Genomic DNA, 24,034 nt, shown 5'->3' with positions numbered 1-24,034 from the left:
TGTTAATCAGAGAGCTACTAACCCTATTGTGCCAGATCTACCCACTGCCCCTGAGTGAGCTCGCCCAAATGCCGTGGGTTCAGTCGGAACACGGAGTTCGGTGTTCCAGCCGCCGCCCAGATTTCGCTGTACTGGTGTAAGTCCTGGTCCAGGATGGTTTGAACCGAGGCGTTATGCGCCACGGGCGGAACACCGCCGATCGCGTAGCCCACTTTCTCTCGTACAAACGACGCATCGGCCTTCTTGAGCACAATACCCGTCGCTTCCCTGACCTTGTCAGCGCACACCCTGTTGGTACCCGATGCCACCACCAGCACGGGCTCACCGGTCTCGCCGTGTTTAAAAATCAGGGACTTCGCTATCTGGGAAACCCTGCAACCAATCGACTCGGCGGCCTCTTCCGCCGTACGCGTTGAGCCCGGCACCTGCTGAACCACAAAGTCCTGGCCATGCTGAGACAGGAACTCCTGTACTTTTACGGGTGAGGCTTTCAATTCCTTTGACATGTTTCCTCCCTAATTTCAACGGGCCAGCGATTAGAGTAATGCGGTGGCGGGCCCAGAACAATGCCATGATCGAAAGCGGTGCATCGATTGTGATAAAAAGCTTCGAACCATTCGCGGGTACAAAAATATGACAGTATACGCAGTGTTAGTCAGCATGTTTCTGGGCCTTACCTCCATGGTGAGTGTCGCCAATCCCAGAGAGGACATCCCTGTCTTCTTCGATATGGCCACCTGGGAGAAGGAGCGCCTTACCGCCGCAATCGATGCAGATTTCATGACATCGGAGATTCTCGCTCAACTGGTTGAGCCGGAAGGGGAGTTTCTGGGATATATCGGGTCTGACTATTACCGTTTGCATATCGGATTCACCGAAGTGCACCCTGTTGAGGAAGCAGAAGCCAGGGTATTGGTCTCAGGTTACCTAAGGAAAGGAGCGCTGCACTGTAATCTGGAGGGTACCATCCACGTTGAGCATAGCCACGACCTGAAGCGGCTGGATTTTGGCGTGGACAATGAACACCGGAATTCAGGGATCAGTCGCCAGGGATTTGTATTCGGCTCCTTTTCACTTAAGACCATGGGCACCGAAAACTGCGCCGGAACACTGCGGGGGCGCCATCGAGTAACCTGGATGTTAATGGAAAATGGCTCGATCACACGAAATGATGTGGGCAATGATCGCTACCTGCGGGGAGACAATCTGTATGCCGGCGTCTGGATGCGAAAATCGTCGGACTACGCCCTTGATGCAAACTGGGGTGAATTCCGGATTCCTTTTGCCCGCCCCAAACTGGACATCGGGGCGGCTGAGTTCTCGGTCAATCCTGAGTACCTTGACTACGGTTGGCAGTAGACTTGAGTCCCGGACAATGTCCGATCAGCCATTGTCATTTAGGAAACCTCTGATTAACCCTGTTCTTGCCCTTGTCATGCAGATGTAGACGATGACGAAATGCGGTGTTACCGGCCCCGTGCGGCATACCCAGGCATGGTCAGGCCATCCCCAACAACCGCTTCAACCAATCGGTATCCAGACATTCCTCCACCGCGTCCGCCAGCCGATCCAGCTGCTGTTCCCGGTGGCTGGCGTAGTCGACAGCCTGGCCCTGGTCCCGCAGCCCCCAGTGGGCCAGCAGGGCGGCGCAGGCAGCGGGGTCGTCGAACAGGCCGTGGAGGTAGGTACCCATCACCCGGCCATCAGCGCTGATGGCGCCGTCCACCTTGTCAGCCAGGGTGACCAGCGGGCGCGCCAGGTCCGCACCGGTGGTAACGCCATTGTGGATCTCGTAGCCGCAAACCGCAGCCGGCGCCTCGGCGCCGGGAAGCGTCAAGGTACCGCTAACGCGGGTGAGCTGTTTGCCGGCCACCATCCGGGTATGGGTATCCAGCCAGCCCAGCCCGGCGGTGATGCCGGGTTCACCTTCCAGGCCCTCGGGGTCATCAACCTGCTGCCCCAGCATCTGGAAGCCGCCACAGATGCCAAAAACATGGCCGCCGTACCGCAGGTGACGTTCGATAACCGCTTCCCAGCCGTTGGCCCGTAACCAGGCCAGATCGCCACGGGTATGCTTGCTGCCGGACAGCAGGATGACATCCGCCGGTGGCGGGCTCTGGTCGGGGCCGACAAACGTCAGCTCCACCCCGGGATGCAGCCGTAACGGGTCAAAATCGTTGTGGTTGCTGATGCGTGGCAACACCGGGACCACCACCCGCAGGGCACCAGCCTGGTGTTCACCGGCCGTGCCCACCGAGTCCTCGGCATCCAGTACCAGGCCGTGGAGGTACGGCAGCACGCCGTTCACCGGCTTGCCCGTACGCTCGGTCAGCCAGTCCAGCCCGGGTTCCAGCAGGGCCAGGTCACCGCGAAAGCGGTTGATGATAAAGCCCCGGGTACGGTTGCACTCCGACTCGGAGATCAGCACCAGGGTCCCCACCAGCTGGGCAAACACACCGCCACGGTCGATGTCACCCACCAGCAGCACCGGGCAATCCACCATCTCGGCGAACCCCATGTTGGCGATGTCGTTGGCCCGCAGGTTCACCTCCGCCGGGCTGCCGGCGCCTTCGGCGATGATGACATCGTAGCGTGCGCTCAGTGCCTGCCAGGCGTCATACACTGCCTGCCGGGCCTCGGCCTTGTAGGCGTGATAGTCCACCGCGTTCATATTGCCGTAGACCTGCCCCCGCAGGATGACCTGGGCACCGCAGTCGCTCTGGGGCTTGAGCAGCACCGGATTCATGTCGCTGTGGGGCTCCACACCACAGGCCAGGGCCTGCAGTGCGGTGGAGCGCCCGATCTCGCCACCGTCCACGGTAACCGCGCTGTTGAGGGCCATGTTCTGGGGCTTGAACGGCGCCACCGCCACGCCCTGGCGCTGCAACCACCGGCACAGGGCGGCCACCACGGTGCTTTTACCGGCATCGGAGGTGGTGCCCTGGATCATCAAGGTGGTCATGGCGTTACAGTTCCACGCCCTTCTGGGCCTTCACACCCTGGTCCTTGAAGGCGTGCTTAAGGGGCTTCATTTCAGTGACGGTGTCGGCCAGTTCGATCAGTACGTCCGGGGCGTAGCGGCCAGTGACGGTCACATGCTGCATCTCCGGACGGTTATGAAGATCGTCCATCACCCGATCCAGGTTGAGGTAGTCGTAGCGCAGGGCAATGTTGAGCTCGTCCAGCAGCACCATGTCGTAGCTGGGGTCCTTGAGCATCTTGCTGGCAATCTCCCAGGCCGCCTCGGCGGTCTGCACATCGCGCTCCCGGTCCTGGGTGTCCCAGGTATAGCCCTCGCCCATGACGTGATAGTCCACATTGGGCAGGTCCTTGAAGAAGGTGTGCTCGCCGGTGGTAAAAGAGCCTTTGATGAACTGCACGATGCCCACCTTCATGCCGTGGCCAAGGGCGCGGGCGACCATGCCAAAACCGGAGCTGCTCTTGCCCTTGCCGGCGCCGGTCAGCACCAGCAGGATGCCTTTTTCGTTCTGGGCCCGGGCGATGCGTTCCTGCATAATTTTCTGCTTGGCGGCCATGCGGGCGGCGTGACGTTCGGGATCGTAGGCGCGTTCTTTCATCGGGACTCTCCTGGGTTCGTAAAATCTGTGTTTGTCGGGACACTAGCGTACCGGCACATACACCGGGGCGCCGTCCACTTCGGCGGTGGCCAGTTTCTGGTCGTAAAGCTGTTCCAGAGCCTCCGGCACCAGCATGCTGGCGGCCTCGCCCCAGCAGGCCTCACCGTCCGGGAACAGCAGCAGCAGATGATCGCACCAGCGCGCGGCCAGGTTGAGGTCGTGCAGGCACATCAGCACCGCGCAGCCACCAGCCGCCTGTTCCGTCAGCAGTTCCATCACCGCCACCTGATGGTGCAGATCGAGGTGGTTGGTGGGCTCGTCCACCAGCCAGGTGTGGGGGGACTGGGTCAGGGTGGTGGCAATCGCCACCCGCTGGCGTTCGCCGCCGGACAAGGTGCTCACCAGGCGATCCGCCAGGTGGTCGACGTCAAGGCGCTGCAATGAGCGCTCCGCCAGCGCCAGATCGTCCGCGGTTTCCATCTGCCAGGGCGACAGCCAGGGGTGGCGACCGATCAGCGCGGTCTCCAACACCGTCGCCGGGAAGCCGTCCTGGCGCTCCTGGAACACCAGGCCCAGTTGCTGGGCCACCTGTTTTCGCGGCAGGTCAGTCAGCGCCCGCTCACCCAGAAAAACCCGGCCCGAGCGGGCACTTTGCAAACCCGCCAGGGTATGCAGCAGGGTGGACTTGCCGGCGCCATTGGGACCCAGAATACCCCATACCTGGCCGGCCTCGATGCGCAGGTCCAGCGGCCGTCCGGACGGCCGCCCGGGAATGTCGATCAGCAGCTGCTGGCAGTTGAGGGTTTGCATCAGCGGCTCCGGTGCAGCAGATAGAGGAACATCGGCACGCCGATCAGCGCGGTAAAGACACCCACCGGCAACTGTTCCGGAGCGATCACCGTGCGCGCGGCGGTATCCGCCAGCACCAGCAGGGTTCCGCCGGCAAAGGCACTGGCCGGCAGGATCAGGCGCTGATCATTGCCCAGTACCAGTCGCAGGATGTGGGGCACCACCAGACCTACAAAGCCGATGCTGCCAGCGGTGGTGACCGCGGTGGCGGTCAGCAGGCTCGCCAGCACGTACACCAGCCATTCCAGCGGTCGCACCGACAACCCCAGCGCGGCCGCCTGCACCGGGCCACGGGCCAGCACGTTGAGGCTGCGGCCGAGCGGCAACACCACCAGGCAGGTCAGCACCAACACCAACACCGATGGCCAGCTCAGGCGGGCGTAGGCGACGTCCCCCATCAGCCAGTAGAGCATGCCCGGCAGTTTCTGGGCCGGTGCGATGGCAAGGATAAGTGTAATGGCCGCACCCCAGCCGGCGGCAACCACTACCCCCGTCAGCAACAGCCGTGACGGCGTCCAGCTGCCACGACCATGGGCCAGACCGAACACCAGCAGAGTGGCCAGCAGGGCCCCACCAAAGGCCGCCGCCGACACCAGCACCGCCGCCGCACTCACCAGCATTGCCAGCAACGCACCCAGGGCGGCGCCGCCAGACAGACCAAGGATGTAAGGATCGGCCAGGGGATTGCGCAGCAGTACCTGCATCAGCGCGCCGGCCACCGCCAGCAGGCCGCCGGTGCCGAAGGCGGCGATCACCCGGGGCAGTCGCAATTCAAGGATCAGCGTCCGCTGCAGTTCACTGCCCTGCCCCGCCAGCACCGCCAGGGTATCCGCCGGCGCCACGTTGACACTGCCCAACCCCACCGCCACCACCATCGCCGCCAGGCTGACCAGCGCCAGCACCAGCAACGGTGGCCACCAGGCCCGCCGCTGGATCATTCCGACACCCGCCCGGCAGCGGCCAATCGAGGGCTAGCGACGGCCACGGGCACGCTCCAGGTGATCACAGAAGATACGGCTGCCTTCGAGCAGACGGGGGGTTGGCCGTTGCACCAGCGACGGCGGCACGAAGAAGAGATTGGCCCGCTGGGTCGCCAGCAGTCCGGGGTACTGGCGCCAGGGCTCCAGCCAGCGGTCGTTGGCCTCACCCATACCGCCGGCCAGGACGGCTTCGGGGTTGGCGGCCAGCACCGATTCCACATCAATGCGGGGGATCAGTCTGTCCTGGTCGCCAAAGACGTTGTCGCCACCGCACAGGGTGATCACCTTGCCGATCAGTTGCTGATCGCTGACCGTCATCAGCGGCTCTTCCCAGACCTCATAGAACACCGTCACCGGTGGCTGGTCGCGGTAGCGGCGGGCCAGATCGGCAATGCCATCGCGAAAGTCATCCGCTGCCGACTGACCGGCTGCTGCCGTGCCGGCGAGTCGGCCCAACCGTTCCAGAGCGGTAGAGACCCCCTCAAAAGTCTGGGGTTCGATGGAAAAGACCGGGAAATCGAGGGCGTCGAGCTTGTCCTTCTGGGCGTTATTGCCGCTGACCCAGTCGATCACCAGGTCGGGCTTCAGTGCCACCAGGGTTTCCAGGTCGATGCGGCCGTGGTTGCCCACCGAGGTGATCGCCTTGGCCTCCGGCGGGTAGTCGCTGAATTCCACCACCGCCACCACCCGGTCACCGGCACCGGCGGCAAACACCAGCTCGGTAGCGCCCGGGGACAGCGTGGCAATCCGCATCGCCGGCTGGGCCAGGCACAGTGTCTGGCCACGGTCGTCGCGCTCGCAGATCTCCGCCCGCACCAGGCTGGAAACCAGCATCAACAGCACCAGCAGCGCACGTTGATGCAGCCGCCGACGTCCCGGGTTGCCACGTCTTTCAAAGGCCCAACATTGACTCACAGCCAGCCGCCCCCTTATCATTTTTGCCAATTTTTAATCTATCCGTAGCAGGTGCTCCAGCCGCCACCCGCCCAAACAGGGGCCGGCGGCCCAACCATGGAGTGAAACCGGGAAGTTCGGTGTAAAACCGACGCTGCCCCCGCAACGGTGAGCGGCTCAGGACACCCTGAGACGAGTACGATAGGTCAATCAGCCAGCCACTGCAGATATTCTGTGGGAAGGCATCGTACTCTGGCCCCTCGGCCAGCCGCAAGCCCGGAGACCGGCCTGCTACCGGCTATCAGTGCCCGCTGACGGAGGGTCAGCAGCACGGGGTTGTGGCCTTGGCGAACGCCGGCACCCGCCTCTGTTGGTAGCTGTTTGGTTGGTGACACACGGAGCCGTCACCGTTCTATCGACCGGCTTGCCCTGGGTGCTGCTGTCCATATGCGTTGTCTAACTGCCGGCCTGCTGCTGAGTGCCGCGGCCCTGCCCGTTTCCGCCGACGAACTGCCGTTCATCGTGGTGGAAGGGGCCCGAATCAATTCCGCCGCCGACATTGACCCGGCCGAGGCCACCGGCCCGGTACGGATCATCAACCGGGACCACTTCGCCAACCGCACCGTCACCCTGGCCGACGCCCTGGGGGACCAGACCGGTGTGCAGATCCGCCAGAGCGGCGGTCTGGGCAGTTACTCGGCGCTGTCGCTGCGAGGCTCCACCAGCCGCCAGGTGCAAGTGGTGGTCGACGGTATGCTGCTGAACGACCCGGTTACCGGCGGCGTCGACATCAGCCAGCTGACCCTCAACGACATCCGCCGGGTCCAGGTTTATCCCGGCAACGCCCCCGCCCAGTTTGCCCACGCCGGCATCGGCGGTGTGGTCATCATGGAAACCCTGGGCCGGGACACCGAGGCCCAGACCCGCCTCAACCTGGGCCTCGGCGCCAACGGCACCGACAAGGCCGGGGTGTTCAACAGCGACAGCCATGACGATGTCTACTACTGGGTGTCGCTCAATCGTCAGAGCAGCGACAACGACTTCCGCTACCCCAATGAGCGCGACTGGTTCAACCCCAACGACGGCCGCGAGACCACCCGTCGCAATGCCGACTACGAGCAGACCGACGCCAGCACCAAACTGGGCTGGGCCATCAGCGACACCAGTGCGCTGGACGCCCTGATCCAGTGGAGTGATCACGACAAGGGCGTGCCCACCATCCAGAACTGGCGCAACAACCACGCCCGTCTCAGCGGTCACACCGTCCGCACCCAACTGCATTACCGCCAGCAGGGCTGGGCCAATGGCCGCCTCCACACCAGTCACCGGCTGATCTGGAGCGATGCCAGCGACCGCTATGACAATCGCGATGGTCTGGTTGGGCTGGGGACCGCCGATGTCCGCACCGACAGCCAACGACTGGGCCTGGTGAACACGGCGAGCCTGCTGCTGGGTAGCCACACCGTCAGTGCCACCGTCGACATCAGCCAGTTTGATTACGACCAGGACGACCGCCTGGACACCGACCGCGCCGATGAGCGTGAACGCCGCCAGCTCACCACCGCCCTCGGCCACCAGTGGCAGAGCGACGACCATCGCTGGCGCACCCAGGCGTCGCTGCGGCGGTTTGATGTCGACGACACCTCCGATGAAAGCCAGGGAGACGGCAGCACCGAACGGGTTTCCAGCCACGACGCCTACCACAGCTGGCAGCTCGGTCTGAGCCGCTACCTGGGCGACAGCTGGGTAGTGTCTGCCAATCTGTCGCGGCAGGTCCGTGTTCCCACACTGCAGGAGCGGTACGGCCAGGAAGGCCTGTTTGTGGGCAACCCGGACCTGGCGGCGGAAGAGTCCAACAATGCCGAACTGTCGGTGCGTACCGACCGGGGCTGGGGTCACATCGAGGTGACCGGGTACCGGCGCGAACTGGACCCGGCGGTGGCAGCGATCTACGACGCCCGTGGCGTGGGCCGCTACGTCAACCTGTCCGCCGACGTGATGGGAGTGGAGGTGGACACCGCCTGGCACCTGACGCCTGACTGGCGCCTGGCCGCCAACGCCACCGTCCAGGATTCCGAAAACACCTCGGCCTCGGTGCGGGATCGTCACAACAAGCAGCTGCCGGGGATCTATCACCAGTCCCTGCTGCTGAGCAGCCGCTGGCAACTACGCCCCTTCGAAGTCGACCTGTCCTATCAGTACGACGACGATCTCTACTATGACGCCGCTAACCTGCTGGCCGCCGACGCCCGCCAGCTGGTCAACGCCGGCGTCAGCTGGCGCCACACCTGGCACAACCGCCAGCAGACCGACGTTCGCCTGGAAGTCCGTAACCTCACCGACGAGCTGTACCAGGACTTCAACCGCTTCCCCGGCCAGGGCCGAAGCTGGTTCCTCAATCTGACACACACCCTCTAACGATACCTATTCCAAGGAGACATCCATGCACACACCCATTTCCCTGCGCAGCCTGCTCGGCACCGGCGGCCTTGCCCTCACCCTGACCCTTGCCGGTTGTGGTTCCTCTGACGACAGCACACCGCTGAAGCCAGGCCAGGACGCCCGCCTTGTTGGTGTGGTTTCCACCGTAGCATCTGATTTCACCTCCGGCGCCGTCGAACTGATCGACATGAGCGAGACGGACCCGGTGGCTTCCGGTGCCTACTTCCCCACCGGCTCCGACATTGGTGTCACCGCCCGCGGCCAGCACTACTACCGTTTTGGCCGCTTCAACATCGACACCCTGCAGAAAGTGGACGTGGCAAACCCGGCCCAGGAGATCTGGCAGTACTCCACCCTGAGTGCCGGCGACACCGCCTCCTCCAACCCCTACGCCCTGGTATTCGTCAACGACACCAAGGCCTACCTGCTGCGCTACAACACCAGCGAAGCGTGGATCGTGAATCCGTCCGCCACCAGCGAGGACGAGTTCTTCTCCGGCGAGACCCTGGATCTCTCCGGCTACCTGCCTGACAACACCCAGGGCGCGCCCAACATGGCCTCCGGCGTGGTGGTGGACGGCAAGCTGTTTATCACCCTGCAGCGGCTGGACTCGGAATACGACCCCACCAACACCGCCTACGTGGCCGTGTTCGACACCGACACTGACACTGAAATCGACACCGGCATGGGCGAGAATGGCCTCAAGGGCATTCCGCTGATTGGTCGCAACCCCGGCGGCATCCAGTACCACGAAGACCTGGGTATTCTGGTGAAGAACACCGGCAGCTACGACACCAAGGAACAGACCGGTGTCGACCGCATCGATCCGGAGACCTTCGCCATTGAGCCGCTGATTGCCGACGCCGACACCGACGATCTGCTGAGTGATCTGGTGATCGTCAGCGACACCCAGGGCTACGTGCTGAGCTACGCCGACTGGCAAGACACCACGCTGCAGAGCTTCAACCCGTCCGCCGACACCATCGAGTTCACCACGGTCGCCAACTACGCCGGTGGCGACTACCGCGACATCGAACTCAGCCCCGAAGGCAACCTGTGGCTGGCCGATGCCACTGCCAACAACCCGGGCATCCGCATCCTCGCCACCGCCGACAACAGCGAACAGGCCTTCATCCAGACCACCCTGCTGCCTACAGGCGTGGCGTTCACTGAAATCGACGGCGAGTAAAACGTCACCACTGGCAGAGGCGCGTTAGCGCGTCTCTGCCTGCCACTGGGACAGGGCGTCATCGAGCCGCTGCCAGTCGGCTTCCTTGCCCGGCAGTCCGAACCGCAGCACCGCGGAGGGCGGAAACGCCCGCACCAGAATGCCTGCCGCCGCCAGTCGCTGCGCCAATTCCGCGGCACCGGCACAGTGCACCGTCTGGAACAGCAGGGTGCGGCCAGTCACCGTCAGTCCCCGATCCTGCAACAGCCGCCCCAAACGCTCGCTGTCCACCCCGAGTCGCTGCCGGGTCGCCTGCTGCCAGCGCCAATCCGCCAGCGCACGGGCCATGACCCAACGCGCCGGACCACTCAGGGCCCAGGGGCCCAGGCGAGCGGCCAGTTGGTCAATCAACGCCTGATCAGCCGCCACGGCACCGGCCCGCACCCCCGCCAGACCAAAGAACTTGCCCAGGGATTTCAGCACCACCAGCCCCGGTACGCCGGTGGCTGACCCCAGGGACAGCGCCGGCTGGCCATCCGCGAACGCTTCGTCCACCACCAGCCAGCCACCCCGGGCCGCCAGCTGCCGATGCCAGCGCCGCAGGGCGGCGGCGGGCCACGCCTGGCCGCCGGGGTTGTTGGGGTTGATCCACACCAGCACGTCCAGTGCCTCCAGCCAGCGGTCGTCCTCTTCATCGAGTTGGGCCAGCGGCACCGGCACCAACTGGTGGCCGGCACTGGCCCAGTGGTGACGATGTTCGGCGTAACCGGGCTCCGGCACCCCAACCCGGCACGGTGCCCGCAACCGGGGCAGGGTTTCGATCGCCCACTGGCTGCCGGGCACGGCCAGCAGGGCGGCCCGGGACGGCGCCTGGAACCAGTCCTGCAGCTGGCGCTCCAGACCGTCGTCCGGCTCCGGCAGACGCTGCCACACCGCCGCAGGCAGCGCCGGCACCGGCCAGCCCACCGGATTGATGCCAGTGGACAGGTCCAGCCACTGATCGCGGGGAATGCCCCAGTCCCGGACCGCCTGATTCAGGCGACCACCATGGTGCAGCTCACTCATTGCACGAGCTCCACCATCGCCGCCAGCAGCACCAGCACCGCCAGCCACAGCCAGGTTCCCCACCGCACCAGGGCAATGGCGGCGGTGATGGAGGCTGCCGAAGGAGGCCCACCCGCGCCCAGTACTGGCCGCGACTTGATGCCGGTGGCGTAAGGTGCCGGCCCGCCCAGAGTAACCGCAAGGGCGCCGGCACCGGCGGCCATCACCGGTCCGGCATTGGGGCTGTCCCAGCTGGCGGCCTGGGTACGCCAGCAGCGCCAGGCGGTGGCCGACTGGCCCAGCAGGGTGTAGGTGAGCGCGGTAAGCCGGGCCGGCAGCCAGTTCATGGCATCATCCAGCCGCGCCGCGACGCGGCCAAAGTAAAGGAAGCGGTCGTTGCGATAGCCCCACATGGCATCCAGGGTGTTGACCAGCCGGTGAGCCACCACCCCGGGCACCCCCGCCACCAGGAACCAGAACAGACTGGCGAAGACCGCATCGGCGCCGTTCTCCAGCATCGATTCGGTGGCCGCCGCCGCGACCCCACGGTCATCCAGCGCCTCGGCCTGGCGACTGACAATGCGGCCCACCTGGCAACGCGCCTGCGCCAACTCCCCCGCAGCCAGCGGAATCGCCACCGCCTCGCCATGTTCTGTCAGTCCCCGCAGGGACAGCGCCAGCCACAGCACCACGCTGGCCCACACCAGCTGACCGCTGGGCGGTAACAGTACAAACACCAACGCTGCCGCCGCTGTCAGCGGCACCACCGCCAGCAGGACCGCTACCAGGCCCCGCCAAACCGGCGCCGATCCAGGCCGATTGAGCCGGGCTTCGAGCCGCCCGGCCAGCCAGCCAAATCCCACCAGCGGATGCCAACGTCGGGGCTCTCCCAACAGACGGTCCAGAACAAGGGCAATGACACAGGCAAGAGCGGTGGCGGTGAGCGACAACACAGCGGAATTCCCGGAGGCGAAACAGTCGCCCAGTTTAACTGAGACGTGATCGGCCTTGACACTCCCGGGCACGGATACGACCATCAATCGTTTACATCTTTCCGGAAGCAAACCTGCCATGACCCTGCCTGCAAGCTGGACCTCCCCCGTTCCTGTTCCCGACGCTGCCTATCGCCAACAGGCCCTCGATCGCCAACAGCTGCTGACCAAGCCCCCCGGTTCCCTGGGCCGGCTGGAACAGCTGGCGGTTGACCTGGCGGCGCAGCAGGCCACTCACCGCCCGCGAGCCGACCAGGTGCACATGGCGGTGTTTGCCGGCGATCACGGCGTCTGTGACGAAGGCATCTCGGCGTTTCCCCAGGCGGTCACCGGGCAGATGATCGCCAACTTTGCCGAAGGCGGCGCCGCCATCAGCGTGCTGTCCCGCCACCTCGAGGCCACCCTGGAAGTGCTCAACCTGGGCACGGTGGAACCCCTGGGACACCTGCCCGGTGTCAACAACCTGCAGATTGCGCCAGGCACCGCCAACCTGGCGCAACAGCCGGCCATGACTCACGATCAGGTTACCGCCGCCCTCTGCGCCGGTGACGCCGTAGCGGAACGCGCCGCCAGTGCCGGTGCGCAGCTGTTCATCGGTGGCGACATGGGCATTGGCAACACCACCACCGCCGCGGTACTGGCCTGTGCACTGCTGGGTGACGATCCGGAGGCGCTGGCCGGCCCCGGTACCGGACTGGACGCTGCCGGCGTCAGCCACAAGGCCGAGGTGATCCGCCGTGCCCTGCAGCGTCATGGTGACAATCGCGACCCACTGGCGGTGCTGACCTCCCTCGGCGGTCTGGAGATTGCCGCCCTCACCGGTGCCCTGCTGGGCTGCGCGGCCCGCCGCATTCCGGTGCTGGTGGATGGTTTCATCGTCTCGGTGGCAGCCCTGGTGGCGGTACGGCAACGGCCCGGTGCCCGGGCCTGGCTGCACTTCGCCCACCGCTCCGCCGAACCCGGCCACGACCGGGTACTGGCAGCGATGGAGGCCAGGCCGTTGCTGGATCTGGGCATGCGGCTCGGCGAAGGCAGTGGTGCCGCGGTCGCGGTCAACCTGCTGCGGGCGGCCTGCAGCCTGCACAACAGCATGGCGACGTTCCGCGATGCCGGCGTCAGCAACCGGGAGGACTGATCATGGCGATGGACCCGATCACCACCTGGCTGGATCTGATGCGTCACGGCGAGCCCGAGGGTGGACCAAAATTCCGCGGCAGCCAGGACGATCCGCTCAGCGACACCGGCTGGCAGCAGATGCGGGCAGCGGTGGCGGCGGACGATCACTGGGATGTGGTGTTGGCGTCACCCATGCTGCGCTGTATCCGCTTTGCCGAGGAGGTCGCGCAGCAACGCGGGCTGCCGCTGCAGGTGGAACCACGGCTGCGGGAGATTGGTTTTGGTGACTGGGAGGGGCTGACCTCGGAGCAGATCCTGGCGCGCGATGGCGACCGCTTATCCCGGTTCTGGGACAACCCAGTGGCCAATACCCCGCCCGGAGCCGAAGCCCTGGAAGCTTTCCAGCAGCGGGTGCTGGCGGGCTGGCAGCACTGGCGCACCGAACTGGTCGGCCAGCGGGCGCTGGTGGTGTGCCACGGCGGGGTCATCCGAATGATTTTGGCGGATGTGCTGGGCATTCCCCTGGCCCGCTCCTTCGCCGGCTTGGCGGTGCCCTACGCCTGCCGTAGCCAGGTCCGGGTCGACCACACCGATACCAGCTGCTACCAGAGCCTGTTGCGGCACGGTTAGACCGCAACCGCAACAGCGTCGGCGTTACTGAAACTCGGCGTGCAACCGCAGGCTGTCCGGGTCCAGCAGGGCATCTTCAGGAATCCACTGGGCCATGCACGACGGGGTGGTGACACAGGGGTCCGTCAGGGCGTTCAGGAACGCCACCAATTGTTGCACCTGGTCATCATCCAGCGCCGCCGTCACCAGTTTTGACTTGCCAGCTGCCTGCAGCGCATCCAGCTGGTCCAGGGCACGCCCGGTATTGGCCTGCAGGTTACTGACCTGGATCGAGGGATCGAGCTGACTGGCGTCGTACCGGGCCATGGCCTGGCGCGGGTTCAGGTGATGGCGCACCACCGCCTCCAGTGAGCCATACCCGCCAGCGTGGCCCCAGGGGCCGGTGTCCGCCACGTTGAGCAGGTGCGGGGTGCGGAAGGCGTAGCGGTCATCGGGATTACCGGTTTCCCGGAAGCGTCCAAAGTCGTCCGTGCCATCCGCACCATCGCCCTTGCCGCGACCGATCTGCGGCATTGCCACCACGTGGAACTGCTCATCGGTGAAGAAATCGCCCTGGTGGCAACCGCTGCAGCCGGCGCCGCCATTGGCAACCTCGGTGAAGAACAGCAGGGCACCCTGTTTGGCGTCGGAACCGATGGCGTCATCATCTCCCGCCAGGAACGCCCGCCAGGGGTTGTCCACCAGCACCTGGGAGTTCTGGTAGCTGGCCAGGGCCGCAGCCACATTGTCATAGGTGATCAACGTCTCAGCGCTGGCCGCCGGCTGCTCCAGGCCGGTCCGGAAGGCCTCCAGCCAGGTGTTGCCGCTCAACGCCACCACCTCGCCCCGCAGCCGTGACGCCAGGTGATCACGCACACTGGTGTTATCGCCGTCGGCCTCAAATTCAAAGCCCCGCATTTCCTCCTTCGAGGTCACCGGGAAACGGGCCTGGGCCGTAGCCAGATTATCGCCGGCGGTCGGGTCCGCCACGCCAAACGGCGAATCCGGGGTACGGATGCCACCACCGGCACCGCTGAGGCCCGGCGTCTTGTCGAGACTCTCCACCCGGCCGTCGTGGAACAGCACATCGTCGTAAAAAGCAATGTTGAAGGTGGAGGGGGCGTTACGAGGCACCGTAGGGCCGCCGTCGAAATGATGGCCGGCGCTGGAATGCAGTCGCCCGGGACCCAGCAGGTCCGGCAGGTCTGCCTCCACACCCACCGACAGCGGCAGGTCATCACCACCGCCGAGGAACGGGTGATGGCAGGAAACGCAGGCGGTGTCCAGGGTACCGCTCAAGCCCTTGCTGAAAAACAGCTGCATGCCCAGCTGGGCCTGGGGCGACTCAATGCTGGGCAGGGCCCGCCCCTGACTGGGGTCACCGGTCAGGCCCTGGCTGTCTGCCAGCGCCCGCACCTGCTGATTCAGCGCCGTGTCCGTTGTCGTTGAATCGCTCTCTCCACCGCAGGCGCTGAGCAGCGCTGCCGCCAGCAGTGTCATCAGTTTGGTGTCGTTATTATGTTTCAATGCCTGGATTCCTTACCAAGTTGTCATGTTCTGTCAGGGCCAATTCTGCCGCATCAATCGACATGAAACTATTATTTCAGGAATGAAATCGTTAGCCTTTCGTTACGTCACGTATCCAGACACGATTGCAACCATCGCCTCAGCCACGACTTTCGCCATAACCGTCGGCCACTCGCGGCCAGACCGTGGACTATGATGAAAACAACCGCATTTTCCGGGGACGAACCATTTGAGCCTCAACGCCCGCATCCTGACCTTGGCCACCACTCTGCTGGTTGTGGCCGCTGCCGCCTCCTGGCTGGCCTACCGCGCGCTGTCCCAGGACATCATTGAGCGCTGGGGCCAACAGGTGGCCGAAATCCAGGTACGCTACGACAGCGCCCGCTTGCTGCAGTCGCTGGAGCGGGAAATCGGGCTGGCACGGCAGATGGCGGACTCGGTGGCGATCCAGCAGTGGGCCGCAACGCCGGACAACCCGGCCCTCAAGACCGCCGCCATTCGCCAGATGGAGAGCTTCCGCAGCAACTTCCGCGACAACACCTACTTCGTCGCCCTGCGCAAGAACCGGCAGTACTATTTCAACAACGCCAACAACGAGTTCGGTGGCCAGCAGTTGCGCTACCAGCTTGACCCCAACGACCCGGACGACGCCTGGTTTTTCCGGCTGATTGAGGAGGGCCGGGATTTCCACCTCAACGTCAACCCGGACGAAGAACTGAGGGTCACCAAATTGTGGATTGATGTGCTGGTGCGCGATGACAGTGGCCAGATTCTCGGCATGGTGGGCACTGGCCTGGAGCTGGATCGCTTTCTGCAGGACATTGTCGACATCGGCCAGAAGGGCATCACCACCCTGTTCGTTGACTTCAACGGCGCCATCCAGCTGTATCGGGATCGCAACTACATCGACTTTGCCAGCATCATCAAACCCGAAGGCCAGAAGAACACCGTGGATCTGCTGTTCGAGGCGCCGGAGGATCAGCAGAAAGTACTGGGCATGCTGCAGATGCTGAAGAACCGCGGCGGCGACAGCGGCGCCGTGGCCAGCAGCTTCGTCACCATTGACGGCCATCGCCACCTAGCAGGCGTGGCCTACCTGCCGGCCATCGGCTGGTTCGAGATCACCCTGCTGGATCTGGACACCCTGCTGCCGGTGAGTTACCTGTGGCCGCTGGTGGCGGTGTTCCTGGCTGCGCTGCTGGTATCCCTGCTGTTGTTCCACGGTCTGGTCCGGCGCTGGGTGCTCACCCCCATCGTGGCGCTGGAACGGGCGGTCAAACAGGTGCGCGAGGGCAATTTCCGCACCGGCAATCTGCCCAAGCCAGACAATGAGATCGGCCGTCTCAGCGGCCATTTCGAGGACATGGCCAGCACCCTGCAGGCCTCCACCGAGGACCTGCAGGCCCAGGTCGCCAGCCGCACCGAGGAGTTACACCGACTGGCCCGGATCGACGCCCTGACCGGCCTGGGCAACCGCCGCGCGCTGGACGAGGCCCTGGCCACTGAAATCGAGCGGGCCTACCGCCAGGGCAGCGGCTTCGGCGTGCTGTGGATGGATGTGGACCACTTCAAGGCCATCAACGACGAACGTGGTCACCAGACCGGCGACGCCATTCTCTGCGACGTCGCCCATTGGCTACGGGCCTGCCTGCGGCCCTACGACATTGCCGGGCGCTGGGGTGGCGACGAGTTCCTGGTGATTCTGTCGCCCTGCGACGCCCTCACCCTGGAACACACCGCCCAGCGGGTGCGGGTGAACATCGAGCAGCAGGGACGGGCCATGGCACTGCCGGTGACGGTCAGCATCGGCGGCTACCAGGCCAGCGCCGAGGACACCCTGGACGGCGTGCTCAAGCGGGCCGATCAGGCGCTGTACCGGGCCAAGCAGCAGGGTCGCAACCAGGTCATGATCGATTCCGGTGAAGCGCTGTCAACGGAGTGAGGATCAGCCCTGCGGCCCGGATGAGCGCCGCTGCGCCTCGATCAGGGCGAACTGTCGGGGTGAGCAGCCGAACCAGCTCCGGAACGCCTTGAAGAAGGCACTCGGCTCGCTGTAACCCAGCAGCTCGCTGAGGTGTTCGATCTTGCCGTCGCCCTGCTTCAGATAACGCCGCGCGCGCTCTCGCCGGGTGTCCGCCAGCAGGCTCCGGAAGCTGACGCCGTCACGGCTCAGTCGCCGGTGCAGGGTCTGACGACTGATGTTGAGCCGGCTGGCGACGTACTCTGAGGTCACGCCACCGCGGTGCAGATCGTCTGCGATCACCTGCCGGACCACGTCCGCCAGGCCGTCGGCCCTGACCAGCAGTTTCTGCACGTCCTCCACCCGATCGCGGATGATGGTGTGAACATAGTGATTGGCCTGACGCAGCGGCCGCTGCAGGTCGTCAGTGGCCAGCACCAGCGCATCTTCCGTCATCGCAAAGCGGCAGTGGTCGCCGAACACCCTTCGGTATTCCTCCGGCCGGCGAACGGTATCGGCGCGAAAGTGAGCGGCCACAGGTTCAATCGGCTGGCCGGTCAGGTATCGGGCCCAGGCCACCGCCGCGCTCATGCTGCGCGCCACCGACAAACCGCTGTAGAAGCGTGGGTCACGGAAGCCGTAGCTGAGCTTGAGGCCCGCCGCTACCGGTTGCACCGCTACCGTATCCACCTGACTCATCACCGGCAGGTAGCGCTGGAACAGACGCACCGCCTCACCCAGGGTACTCGCGCTGATGATGAGGTTGGAGAGCATGCCGCGGTGGTTGTCGTTGAGGCGTTCCCCCACCCGCAGACCCACATCGCAGCTGGCGCCACGGGCAATCGCCAGTTGCCAGAGCCGCACCACCGTCTCGGCGGGCCAGCGGCCCTCCACATCCAGCAGTGCCGAGCGGGCCTGAAGCAGGTCGGCCACGTCACGCTCACCGACGTAACCCTCGTCACGGAGCGACTCATACAGATCCAGCACCGATACCGACGATACCGTTAAAGACTCTGTTGCCTTCAAGCTACGCCTCCGGGGTTATCGCGATCTTCACCAGACACCATGGTAATCGCAACGGCGCTGACCGGCGCGCGTCCTGGTTCACAACCGTGAGACAAATTGCCACCCCGACAAGACAAGTCGACATTAATTCCAAAGTTAACAGCGACCTAGAATAGATCCTCAGAACAACAACCCGCCCTTTCCCAATCACAACAAGCCCATAACAACGCCCCGGCGGGCGCAGACCTGCCTCCGCCCGGGACCGACGAAAGCGCAAACGAGGAGACTGTCGATGAAGCACGAGGATGTAATAACCCTGCCCCAGCTCGCCGCCAAGGTGCCACAACTGGTGTCCGGACTCCCGGGCCTGGTCAAAGGCCTGCGGATCGGCAACACCACCGACAAGACCCGGGCGGTTGGCCTCGGCCGGTGCCTCGAGCGCTGCCGCGCCAGCAACCCCGAGGGGCCGGCGGTGGTGTTCGAGGGGCGGGAGATTTCCTACGAGGCCTTCAGTCGCTGGTCCAACCGCATCGCCAACTTTCTCCACGCCAGCGGCATCCGCAAGGGCGACGCGGTGGTGGTGATGATGGAGAATCGTCCGGAACTGCTCGCGGTGATTGCCGGGTGCGCCAAGATTGGCGCCGTCAGCGCCCTGGTCAACACCGCCCAGCGTGGCAAGGTGCTCGCCCACAGCATCAACCTGGTTGCCCCCAAACGGGCCATCGTCGGTGAGGAGCTGGTCGGCGCCTACAACGACGTCGCAGACGCGGTATCGCTGTCCCGCGAGAACTGCTACTACGTGCCGGACACCGAGGTGTACCGCAACGGCGCCGAGCCGCCGATTGACTGGCAGAACCTGGAACACCTGATCGCACAGTGTTCCGAGACCACCCCCGCCAGCGTTGACGAGATCCGCGCCGACGATCCGTGTTTCTACATCTACACCTCGGGCACCACCGGCATGCCCAAGGCGGTGGTGTTCAATCATGGCCGCTTCATGAAGGCCTATGGCTCGTTCGGCTTTGCCGCTGTCAAACTGACAGCCCGCGACCGCCTGTATGTGTGCCTGCCGTTCTACCACGCCACCGCGCTGGCGGTGTGCTGGGGCTCGGTACTGGCGGGAAATGCCGCGCTGGTCATGGCCCGCCGCTTCAGCGCCTCCAACTTCTGGGCCGACATTCGCCGGCACAACGCCACCGGCTTTGGCTACGTTGGCGAGCTGTGCCGCTACCTGATGGAACAGCCAGCATCGCCGGAGGACCACCGCAACGAGGTCCGCATCATGGTGGGCAATGGCCTGCGGCCCTCGATCTGGCAGCCGTTCAAAACCCGCTTTGGCGTGGCCCGGGTGATGGAATTCTACGCCTCCAGTGAGGGCAACATCGGGTTTACCAACCTGCTGAATTTCAACAACACGGTTGGCCTGTGTCCGTTTCCCTACGCCATCGTGAAGTACGACCGGGAACAGGAGGCGCCGCTGCGCGACCAGCGTGGCCGGATGATCCGCGTCGCCCGGGGCGAGGCGGGCCTGCTGATCGGCCAGATCACCGCCAAGACCCCGTTCCACGGCTACACCGATCAGCAGAAAACCCAGGGCAGCGTGCTGCGGGATGTGTTCGAGCCGGGCGATCAGTGGTTCAATTCCGGCGACCTGATGCGGGACATCGGCTTCAAGCACGCCCAGTTTGTCGACCGCTTGGGGGATACGTTTCGCTGGAAGGGCGAGAACGTGTCCACCACCGAGGTGGAACAGATTACCGACGGCTGCGCTCACGTCAGCGAATCGGTGGTCTACGGGGTGGAGATCCCGGGCACCAACGGTCGCGCCGGTATGGCTTCGATCCGCCTGGACTGCAACCTCGACGCCTTCGATTTCGGCCAGTTGCTGCAGAGCCTGCGCCAGCAGTTACCTGCCTACGCGGTGCCGGTGTTCCTGCGCATCAGCAAGGACGTTGAGAAGACCGGCACCTTCAAGCACAAGAAGGCCCCGCTCAAAGCCCAGGGCTATGACCTCGCCAAGGTGGCCGATCCGGTGTTTGTCTGGCTCCCCGGAACCCAGACCTACAGCCGTCTGGATCAGACCCGCCAGCAGGAGATTGACCGGGGCCAGCATCACTTCTGAGGGGTTCCGATCACTCGCCTTTCAGCACCATCGGCAGACCAGCCACGGTCAGTACTACCTGGTCGCACGACGCCGCTAGGGCCTGGTTGAGCCAGCCCAGCTCGTCGCAGAAGCGCCGGGTGAGCGGGTCCATGCCGATGGTGCCGAGGCCGACCTCGTTGCTGACGATCACCAGGCTGCCCGGGTAGGCCGCAACGGCGTCCACAAACTCCGCCCGCTCGCGCTGGAACACCTCATCGCCGGCATGGAGCAGATTGCTGAGCCACAGACTCATGCAGTCAATCAGCAGACACGGTGCCCCGGCCTGGGCCTGGGCTGTGAGCTCCGCCCCCAGTGCCAGCGGACACTCCACCAGCCCCCAGTCCGCCGGACGACGCTGGCGATGGCGGCGGATGCGCTCACTCATTTCACCATCGCCGGCGGTGGCGGTGGCGATGTAGGTCACCGAAGCGCCCGAGGCGGTGGCCCGCTGTTCTGCCAGTGCACTCTTGCCGGAGCGAATGCCCCCCAACACCAGGGCATGGGTTCTGGTTGCCTGCATGGGTATTTTCCCTGAATCCGTGCGGGTCGGACTGAACCCGAACACCGCAACTGCTATATTGCCTACAAACCGGACCCGCGACTGACTCTGGACGGAACCATGCAGGCCGAACTGATCGAAATCCGCAATCACCTTATCCAGTACCCTCCCTTCGATGAAATGGAGGATGACCTGGTGGATGAGGTTGTCTCACACATTGAGGTGGCGTACTACCGCGCCGGCAGCCCGATCGCCCAATTTGGCGATCCCAGCAACCATCTGTTCTACATCCGCAGTGGCGCGGTGGAAATCTACCGCCGCTCCGGCGAGTTGTACAACCGTCTCAGCGAGGGCGAGTTCTTCGGCCAGTTCGGGCTGATGATGAACAAGACCGTGCGTTTTCCCGCCCAGGCGCTCGAGGACACCCTGCTCTACCTAATTCCGGCCGAGGTGTTCCAGAAACTGTGGGAAACCGACGAAACCTTTGCCGATTTCGTTGAGATCGAGGACCAGACCCGGCTGCGCACCGCCATTTCCCGGCGGGAGAAAGGCAACGACCTGATGACCGCCAAGGTCACCCGGCTGATCGGCCGCAAACCGGTGATCGCCTCCACCACCATCCGTCTGCAGGAAGCGGCGCGGATCATGACCGAGGAAGGCGTCTCGTCGCTGGTGCTGATGGATGAAACCGCCACGCCGCCCAAGATGACCGGCATCATCACCGACCGTGACCTCCGCACCCGCGCGCTGACTGAGGCGCTGCCGTCGGAAACCCCGATCAGCGACATCATGTCCACTGGGCTCATCACCATCCGCTCCAGCGCCTACATCTTCGAGGCGATGCTGCTGATGCTGCACAACAACGTCCACCACCTGCCGGTAATGGACAAGTACCAGGAAGAGCCTCGCGGGGTGATCTCGCTGGCGGACGTGATCAAGTACGAATCCCAGAGCAGTGTGTTCCTGGTCAGCAATATCTTCCACCAACAGACCGTCAAGGGGCTAAAGCGCGTCAGCAAGGACGTTCGCGACAGCTTTGTGCGCATGGTCAATGAAGACGCCAACTCCCACATGATCGGCAGCGCCATGGCCGGCATCGGCCGCAGCTTTACCCAACGCCTGCTGGAGCTGGGCGAGGAACAGCTGGGACCACCGCCGGTGCCCTACTGCTTCATGGCCCTGGGGTCCATGGCCCGGGACGAACAGCTGGTGGTGACCGACCAGGACAACGCCATGATCCTGGACGACAGTTTCGACCCGGAGCAGCACGACGACTACTTCCTGGCCCTGGCTCGCTTTGTCAGTGACGGCCTCGCCACCTGTGGCTACAGCTACTGCACCGGCGACATCATGGCCACCAACAAGAAGTGGCGCCAACCGCTGCGGGTGTGGAAAGAGTACTTCACCGACTGGATCGACAACCCCAAGGCCGAGGCGTTGCTCAACAGCAACATCTTCTTCGACCTGGATGGCATCTACGGCGCCACCGAGATGGCGGAAACCCTGAAGACCCTGGTGGCCAGCAAAGCCAGCCAGAGTCAGCGGTTCCTTGCCTTCCTGGCCAAGAACGCCCTCAACCGGACGCCGCCACTGGGCTTCTTCCGCACCTTTGTGATGGAACAGGACGGCAAGCAGAACAACACATTCAACCTCAAACGCCGGGGCACGGCGCCGATTTCGGACCTGATCCGGGTGCATGCCCTGGCCTGTGGCTCCAAGGCCCAGAACTCCTTTGAACGGCTGCGGGCGATTGCCGACACCAAGCTGCTGCCGGACGGCAGTGCCGAGAACCTGCGGGACGCCCTCGAGTTCATTGCCATTGTCCGCATCCGCCACCAGGCGCTGGCCATCGAGGATGGCCGTGATCCCGACAACAACGTGCGGCCGGAAGACCTGTCGCCCTTTGAGCGCAGCCACCTCAAGGACGCTTTCCAGGTGGTCAGCAGTGCCCAGAAGTTCCTGCGCTACCGCTACAACGCCCCCGCCGGGCGGCACCTGCAATAGGTCTCGGCATGGTTCAACGCTCCCAGCAGGAAATCACCGATACCCCCTGGCCGCTGCGCATGGCCAATGCCGGTCGCATGGCCCGGGACCCGCGTCTGCAGGCGTTCTACCAGGCCGACTGGCCCGCGGCGGAGACGCCCATCCACGAGGTGCCGATGGTGGCGGTGGATTTCGAGACCACCGGCCTCGATCCGGACAAGCACTCCATCGTCAGCATCGGTCTGGTGCCGTTCACCAGCCAGCGCATCCAGTGTGCCCGGTCCCGTCACTGGGTGGTGCGGCCCAAGCTGCCACTGCGACAGGACTCGGTGACCATCCACGGCATCACCCATTCCGATATCGACAACGCGCCGGACCTGGACGATATTCTGGGGGATGTGCTGGAGGCGCTGGCGGGCCGGATTGTGGTGGTGCACTACCGCCAGATCGAGCGGCCGTTCCTGGACGTTGCCCTGCGCTGGCGGCTGCAGGAAGGCATCACCTTCCCGGTGATCGACACCATGGCCATCGAGGCGCACCTGCACCCCAATCGCACCCCCAACTGGTGGAAAAAACTGCTGGGCCAGCAACCGGTGTCCATCCGCCTGGCCGACAGTCGCAGCCGCTACCACCTGCCCCACTACGCTCCCCACCACGCCCTCACCGACGCCCTGGCCACGGCGGAGCTGCTGCAGGCGCAGCTACAGCACCACTTTACCCCCGAGACGCCGATCCGGGATTTGTGGTTGTAGGTTGGCCCTAAGGGGTATCTGACAGCAATGTAATCACCGCTGACCGGTCCAGTGACAACGGTGACTGCTCGGCAAGATGGCGAGCCAGTGCCAGGGCGGTGCGGTTGTGGCCGGCATCACGCAGGGTGCGATCAGCGCCATGATCGAGCAGAAACCGGACGGTGGAAACGGAATTGGCCAGCACCGCAGCGTGCAGGGGGGCGTAGCCTGTGGCCGGATCAACCCGGTTCACATTAGCGCCACGCGCTATCAGCGTTTCAGCCAGCTGACGGGCTGCTTCACGATGCGCTCCCGGCTCGGTCATCAGATTTACAATAAAGGGCAGCGTGCCGCTCTGCTCAAGATCCTCGGGCGTCCAGGTCTTGATGCGTAGCAGGTAGTATTCACTCAGCGCCGCAGGCAGGGCATCGGATTCGGGTTTGACGATGCTCAGAGCCAGTTCGGGCATCGAGTAATTCCGGACCACAGCGACCGCCGCGATCGTCGTCATCGC

At 64.5% G+C, this 24,034-nt stretch carries 21 protein-coding genes and 1 riboswitch; of the genes, 9 read left to right on the top strand and 12 right to left on the bottom strand.

What is annotated here, in order from left to right:
- Window positions 1-23: 23 nt before the first annotated feature.
- Window positions 24-506 carry a YbaK/EbsC family protein gene (locus tag J2887_RS00370; RefSeq protein ID WP_227173299.1) on the bottom strand — a complete coding sequence of 161 codons (483 nt, stop codon included), beginning with the start codon at window positions 504-506 and terminating at the stop codon, window positions 24-26.
- A gap of 127 nt (window positions 507-633) precedes the next feature.
- On the opposite strand from J2887_RS00370, the gene J2887_RS00365 reads away from it, so the two are divergent.
- Window positions 634-1,359: a hypothetical protein gene (locus tag J2887_RS00365; RefSeq protein ID WP_227173298.1), complete on the top strand. Its 726-nt coding sequence runs from the start codon at window positions 634-636 to the stop codon at window positions 1,357-1,359.
- 139 nt (window positions 1,360-1,498) lie between these two features.
- Here the strand turns inward: J2887_RS00365 and J2887_RS00360 are convergent, their stop codons facing one another.
- Genes J2887_RS00360 through J2887_RS00335 form a run of 5 tightly spaced genes read right to left on the bottom strand, consistent with a single transcriptional unit; the run spans window position 1,499 to window position 6,322 of the window.
- Window positions 1,499-2,962 (bottom strand): cobyric acid synthase, encoded by a 1,464-nt coding sequence (locus J2887_RS00360; protein WP_227173296.1) that lies wholly within the window; start codon window positions 2,960-2,962, stop codon window positions 1,499-1,501.
- A 4-nt stretch (window positions 2,963-2,966) separates the two neighbouring features.
- Window positions 2,967-3,578, bottom strand: coding sequence for a cob(I)yrinic acid a,c-diamide adenosyltransferase (cobO, locus tag J2887_RS00355; protein ID WP_227173294.1), 612 nt, complete (start codon window positions 3,576-3,578; stop codon window positions 2,967-2,969).
- Window positions 3,579-3,620: 42 nt separating this feature from the next.
- A complete protein-coding gene (locus J2887_RS00350) occupies window positions 3,621-4,388 on the bottom strand; it encodes an ABC transporter ATP-binding protein (RefSeq protein ID WP_227173293.1) in 768 nt (255 codons plus the stop codon).
- Window positions 4,388-5,365 carry a FecCD family ABC transporter permease gene (locus J2887_RS00345; protein ID WP_248165561.1) on the bottom strand — a complete coding sequence of 326 codons (978 nt, stop codon included), beginning with the start codon at window positions 5,363-5,365 and terminating at the stop codon, window positions 4,388-4,390. Before J2887_RS00345 ends, J2887_RS00350 begins: the two co-directional genes overlap by 1 nt.
- 33 nt (window positions 5,366-5,398) lie before the next feature.
- On the bottom strand, window positions 5,399-6,322 hold the full coding sequence (locus tag J2887_RS00335) for a cobalamin-binding protein (protein WP_227173289.1): 924 nt from the start codon (window positions 6,320-6,322) through the stop codon (window positions 5,399-5,401).
- 32 nt (window positions 6,323-6,354) lie between these two features.
- Window positions 6,355-6,608, top strand: a riboswitch (cobalamin riboswitch).
- A gap of 140 nt (window positions 6,609-6,748) precedes the next feature.
- On the opposite strand from J2887_RS00335, the gene J2887_RS00330 reads away from it, so the two are divergent.
- Together J2887_RS00330 and J2887_RS00325 are read left to right on the top strand one after the other, a co-directional pair.
- Window positions 6,749-8,719, top strand: coding sequence for a TonB-dependent receptor plug domain-containing protein (locus J2887_RS00330; RefSeq protein ID WP_227173287.1), 1,971 nt, complete (start codon window positions 6,749-6,751; stop codon window positions 8,717-8,719).
- A gap of 25 nt (window positions 8,720-8,744) precedes the next feature.
- Window positions 8,745-9,932, top strand: coding sequence for a hypothetical protein (locus J2887_RS00325; RefSeq protein WP_227173285.1), 1,188 nt, complete (start codon window positions 8,745-8,747; stop codon window positions 9,930-9,932).
- Between the two features lie 24 nt (window positions 9,933-9,956).
- Here J2887_RS00325 and cobD read toward each other — a convergent pair whose 3' ends face one another.
- Entirely contained in the window at window positions 9,957-10,976 is a 1,020-nt protein-coding gene (gene cobD / locus J2887_RS00320) for a threonine-phosphate decarboxylase CobD (protein WP_227173284.1), read from the bottom strand.
- A complete protein-coding gene (cbiB, locus tag J2887_RS00315) occupies window positions 10,973-11,908 on the bottom strand; it encodes an adenosylcobinamide-phosphate synthase CbiB (protein WP_227173283.1) in 936 nt (311 codons plus the stop codon). Before cbiB ends, cobD begins: the two co-directional genes overlap by 4 nt.
- A gap of 118 nt (window positions 11,909-12,026) precedes the next feature.
- Here cbiB and cobT point away from each other — a divergent pair, with 118 nt between their 5' ends.
- Complete coding sequence (gene cobT / locus J2887_RS00310) at window positions 12,027-13,082, top strand: nicotinate-nucleotide--dimethylbenzimidazole phosphoribosyltransferase (RefSeq protein ID WP_227173281.1); 1,056 nt, start codon at window positions 12,027-12,029, stop codon at window positions 13,080-13,082.
- A gap of 2 nt (window positions 13,083-13,084) precedes the next feature.
- Entirely contained in the window at window positions 13,085-13,693 is a 609-nt protein-coding gene (locus tag J2887_RS00305; protein WP_324197235.1) for a histidine phosphatase family protein, read from the top strand.
- A 24-nt stretch (window positions 13,694-13,717) separates the two neighbouring features.
- On the opposite strand, the gene J2887_RS00300 is transcribed toward J2887_RS00305, so the two are convergent.
- On the bottom strand, window positions 13,718-15,199 hold the full coding sequence (locus tag J2887_RS00300; RefSeq protein ID WP_227173279.1) for a cytochrome-c peroxidase: 1,482 nt from the start codon (window positions 15,197-15,199) through the stop codon (window positions 13,718-13,720).
- Between the two features lie 229 nt (window positions 15,200-15,428).
- Here J2887_RS00300 and J2887_RS00295 point away from each other — a divergent pair, with 229 nt between their 5' ends.
- Window positions 15,429-17,141, top strand: a complete 1,713-nt coding sequence (locus tag J2887_RS00295; protein WP_227173278.1) for a diguanylate cyclase domain-containing protein — start codon at window positions 15,429-15,431, stop codon at window positions 17,139-17,141.
- Window positions 17,142-17,144: 3 nt separating this feature from the next.
- Here J2887_RS00295 and J2887_RS00290 read toward each other — a convergent pair whose 3' ends face one another.
- Window positions 17,145-18,185 carry an AraC family transcriptional regulator gene (locus J2887_RS00290; protein ID WP_227173277.1) on the bottom strand — a complete coding sequence of 347 codons (1,041 nt, stop codon included), beginning with the start codon at window positions 18,183-18,185 and terminating at the stop codon, window positions 17,145-17,147.
- Window positions 18,186-18,456: 271 nt separating this feature from the next.
- Here J2887_RS00290 and J2887_RS00285 point away from each other — a divergent pair, with 271 nt between their 5' ends.
- Window positions 18,457-20,286: a long-chain-acyl-CoA synthetase gene (locus J2887_RS00285; protein ID WP_227173275.1), complete on the top strand. Its 1,830-nt coding sequence runs from the start codon at window positions 18,457-18,459 to the stop codon at window positions 20,284-20,286.
- 10 nt (window positions 20,287-20,296) lie between these two features.
- On the opposite strand, the gene cobU is transcribed toward J2887_RS00285, so the two are convergent.
- A complete protein-coding gene (gene cobU / locus J2887_RS00280) occupies window positions 20,297-20,827 on the bottom strand; it encodes a bifunctional adenosylcobinamide kinase/adenosylcobinamide-phosphate guanylyltransferase (protein ID WP_227173273.1) in 531 nt (176 codons plus the stop codon).
- Between the two features lie 99 nt (window positions 20,828-20,926).
- Between cobU and J2887_RS00275 the strand changes: the two genes are divergently transcribed.
- Together J2887_RS00275 and J2887_RS00270 are read left to right on the top strand one after the other, a co-directional pair.
- Complete coding sequence (locus J2887_RS00275; protein ID WP_227173271.1) at window positions 20,927-22,810, top strand: putative nucleotidyltransferase substrate binding domain-containing protein; 1,884 nt, start codon at window positions 20,927-20,929, stop codon at window positions 22,808-22,810.
- Between the two features lie 8 nt (window positions 22,811-22,818).
- Window positions 22,819-23,541, top strand: a complete 723-nt coding sequence (locus J2887_RS00270) for a 3'-5' exonuclease (protein WP_227173269.1) — start codon at window positions 22,819-22,821, stop codon at window positions 23,539-23,541.
- A 7-nt stretch (window positions 23,542-23,548) separates the two neighbouring features.
- On the opposite strand, the gene J2887_RS00265 is transcribed toward J2887_RS00270, so the two are convergent.
- Entirely contained in the window at window positions 23,549-23,989 is a 441-nt protein-coding gene (locus J2887_RS00265; RefSeq protein WP_227173267.1) for an ankyrin repeat domain-containing protein, read from the bottom strand.
- Between the last annotated feature and the right edge of the window lie 45 nt (window positions 23,990-24,034).

It is taken from the genome of Marinobacter sp. CA1, assembly GCF_020546665.1.
GTDB lineage: Bacteria > Pseudomonadota > Gammaproteobacteria > Pseudomonadales > Oleiphilaceae > Marinobacter > Marinobacter xestospongiae.
This window is presented reverse-complemented; position numbering and strand designations above follow the sequence as displayed.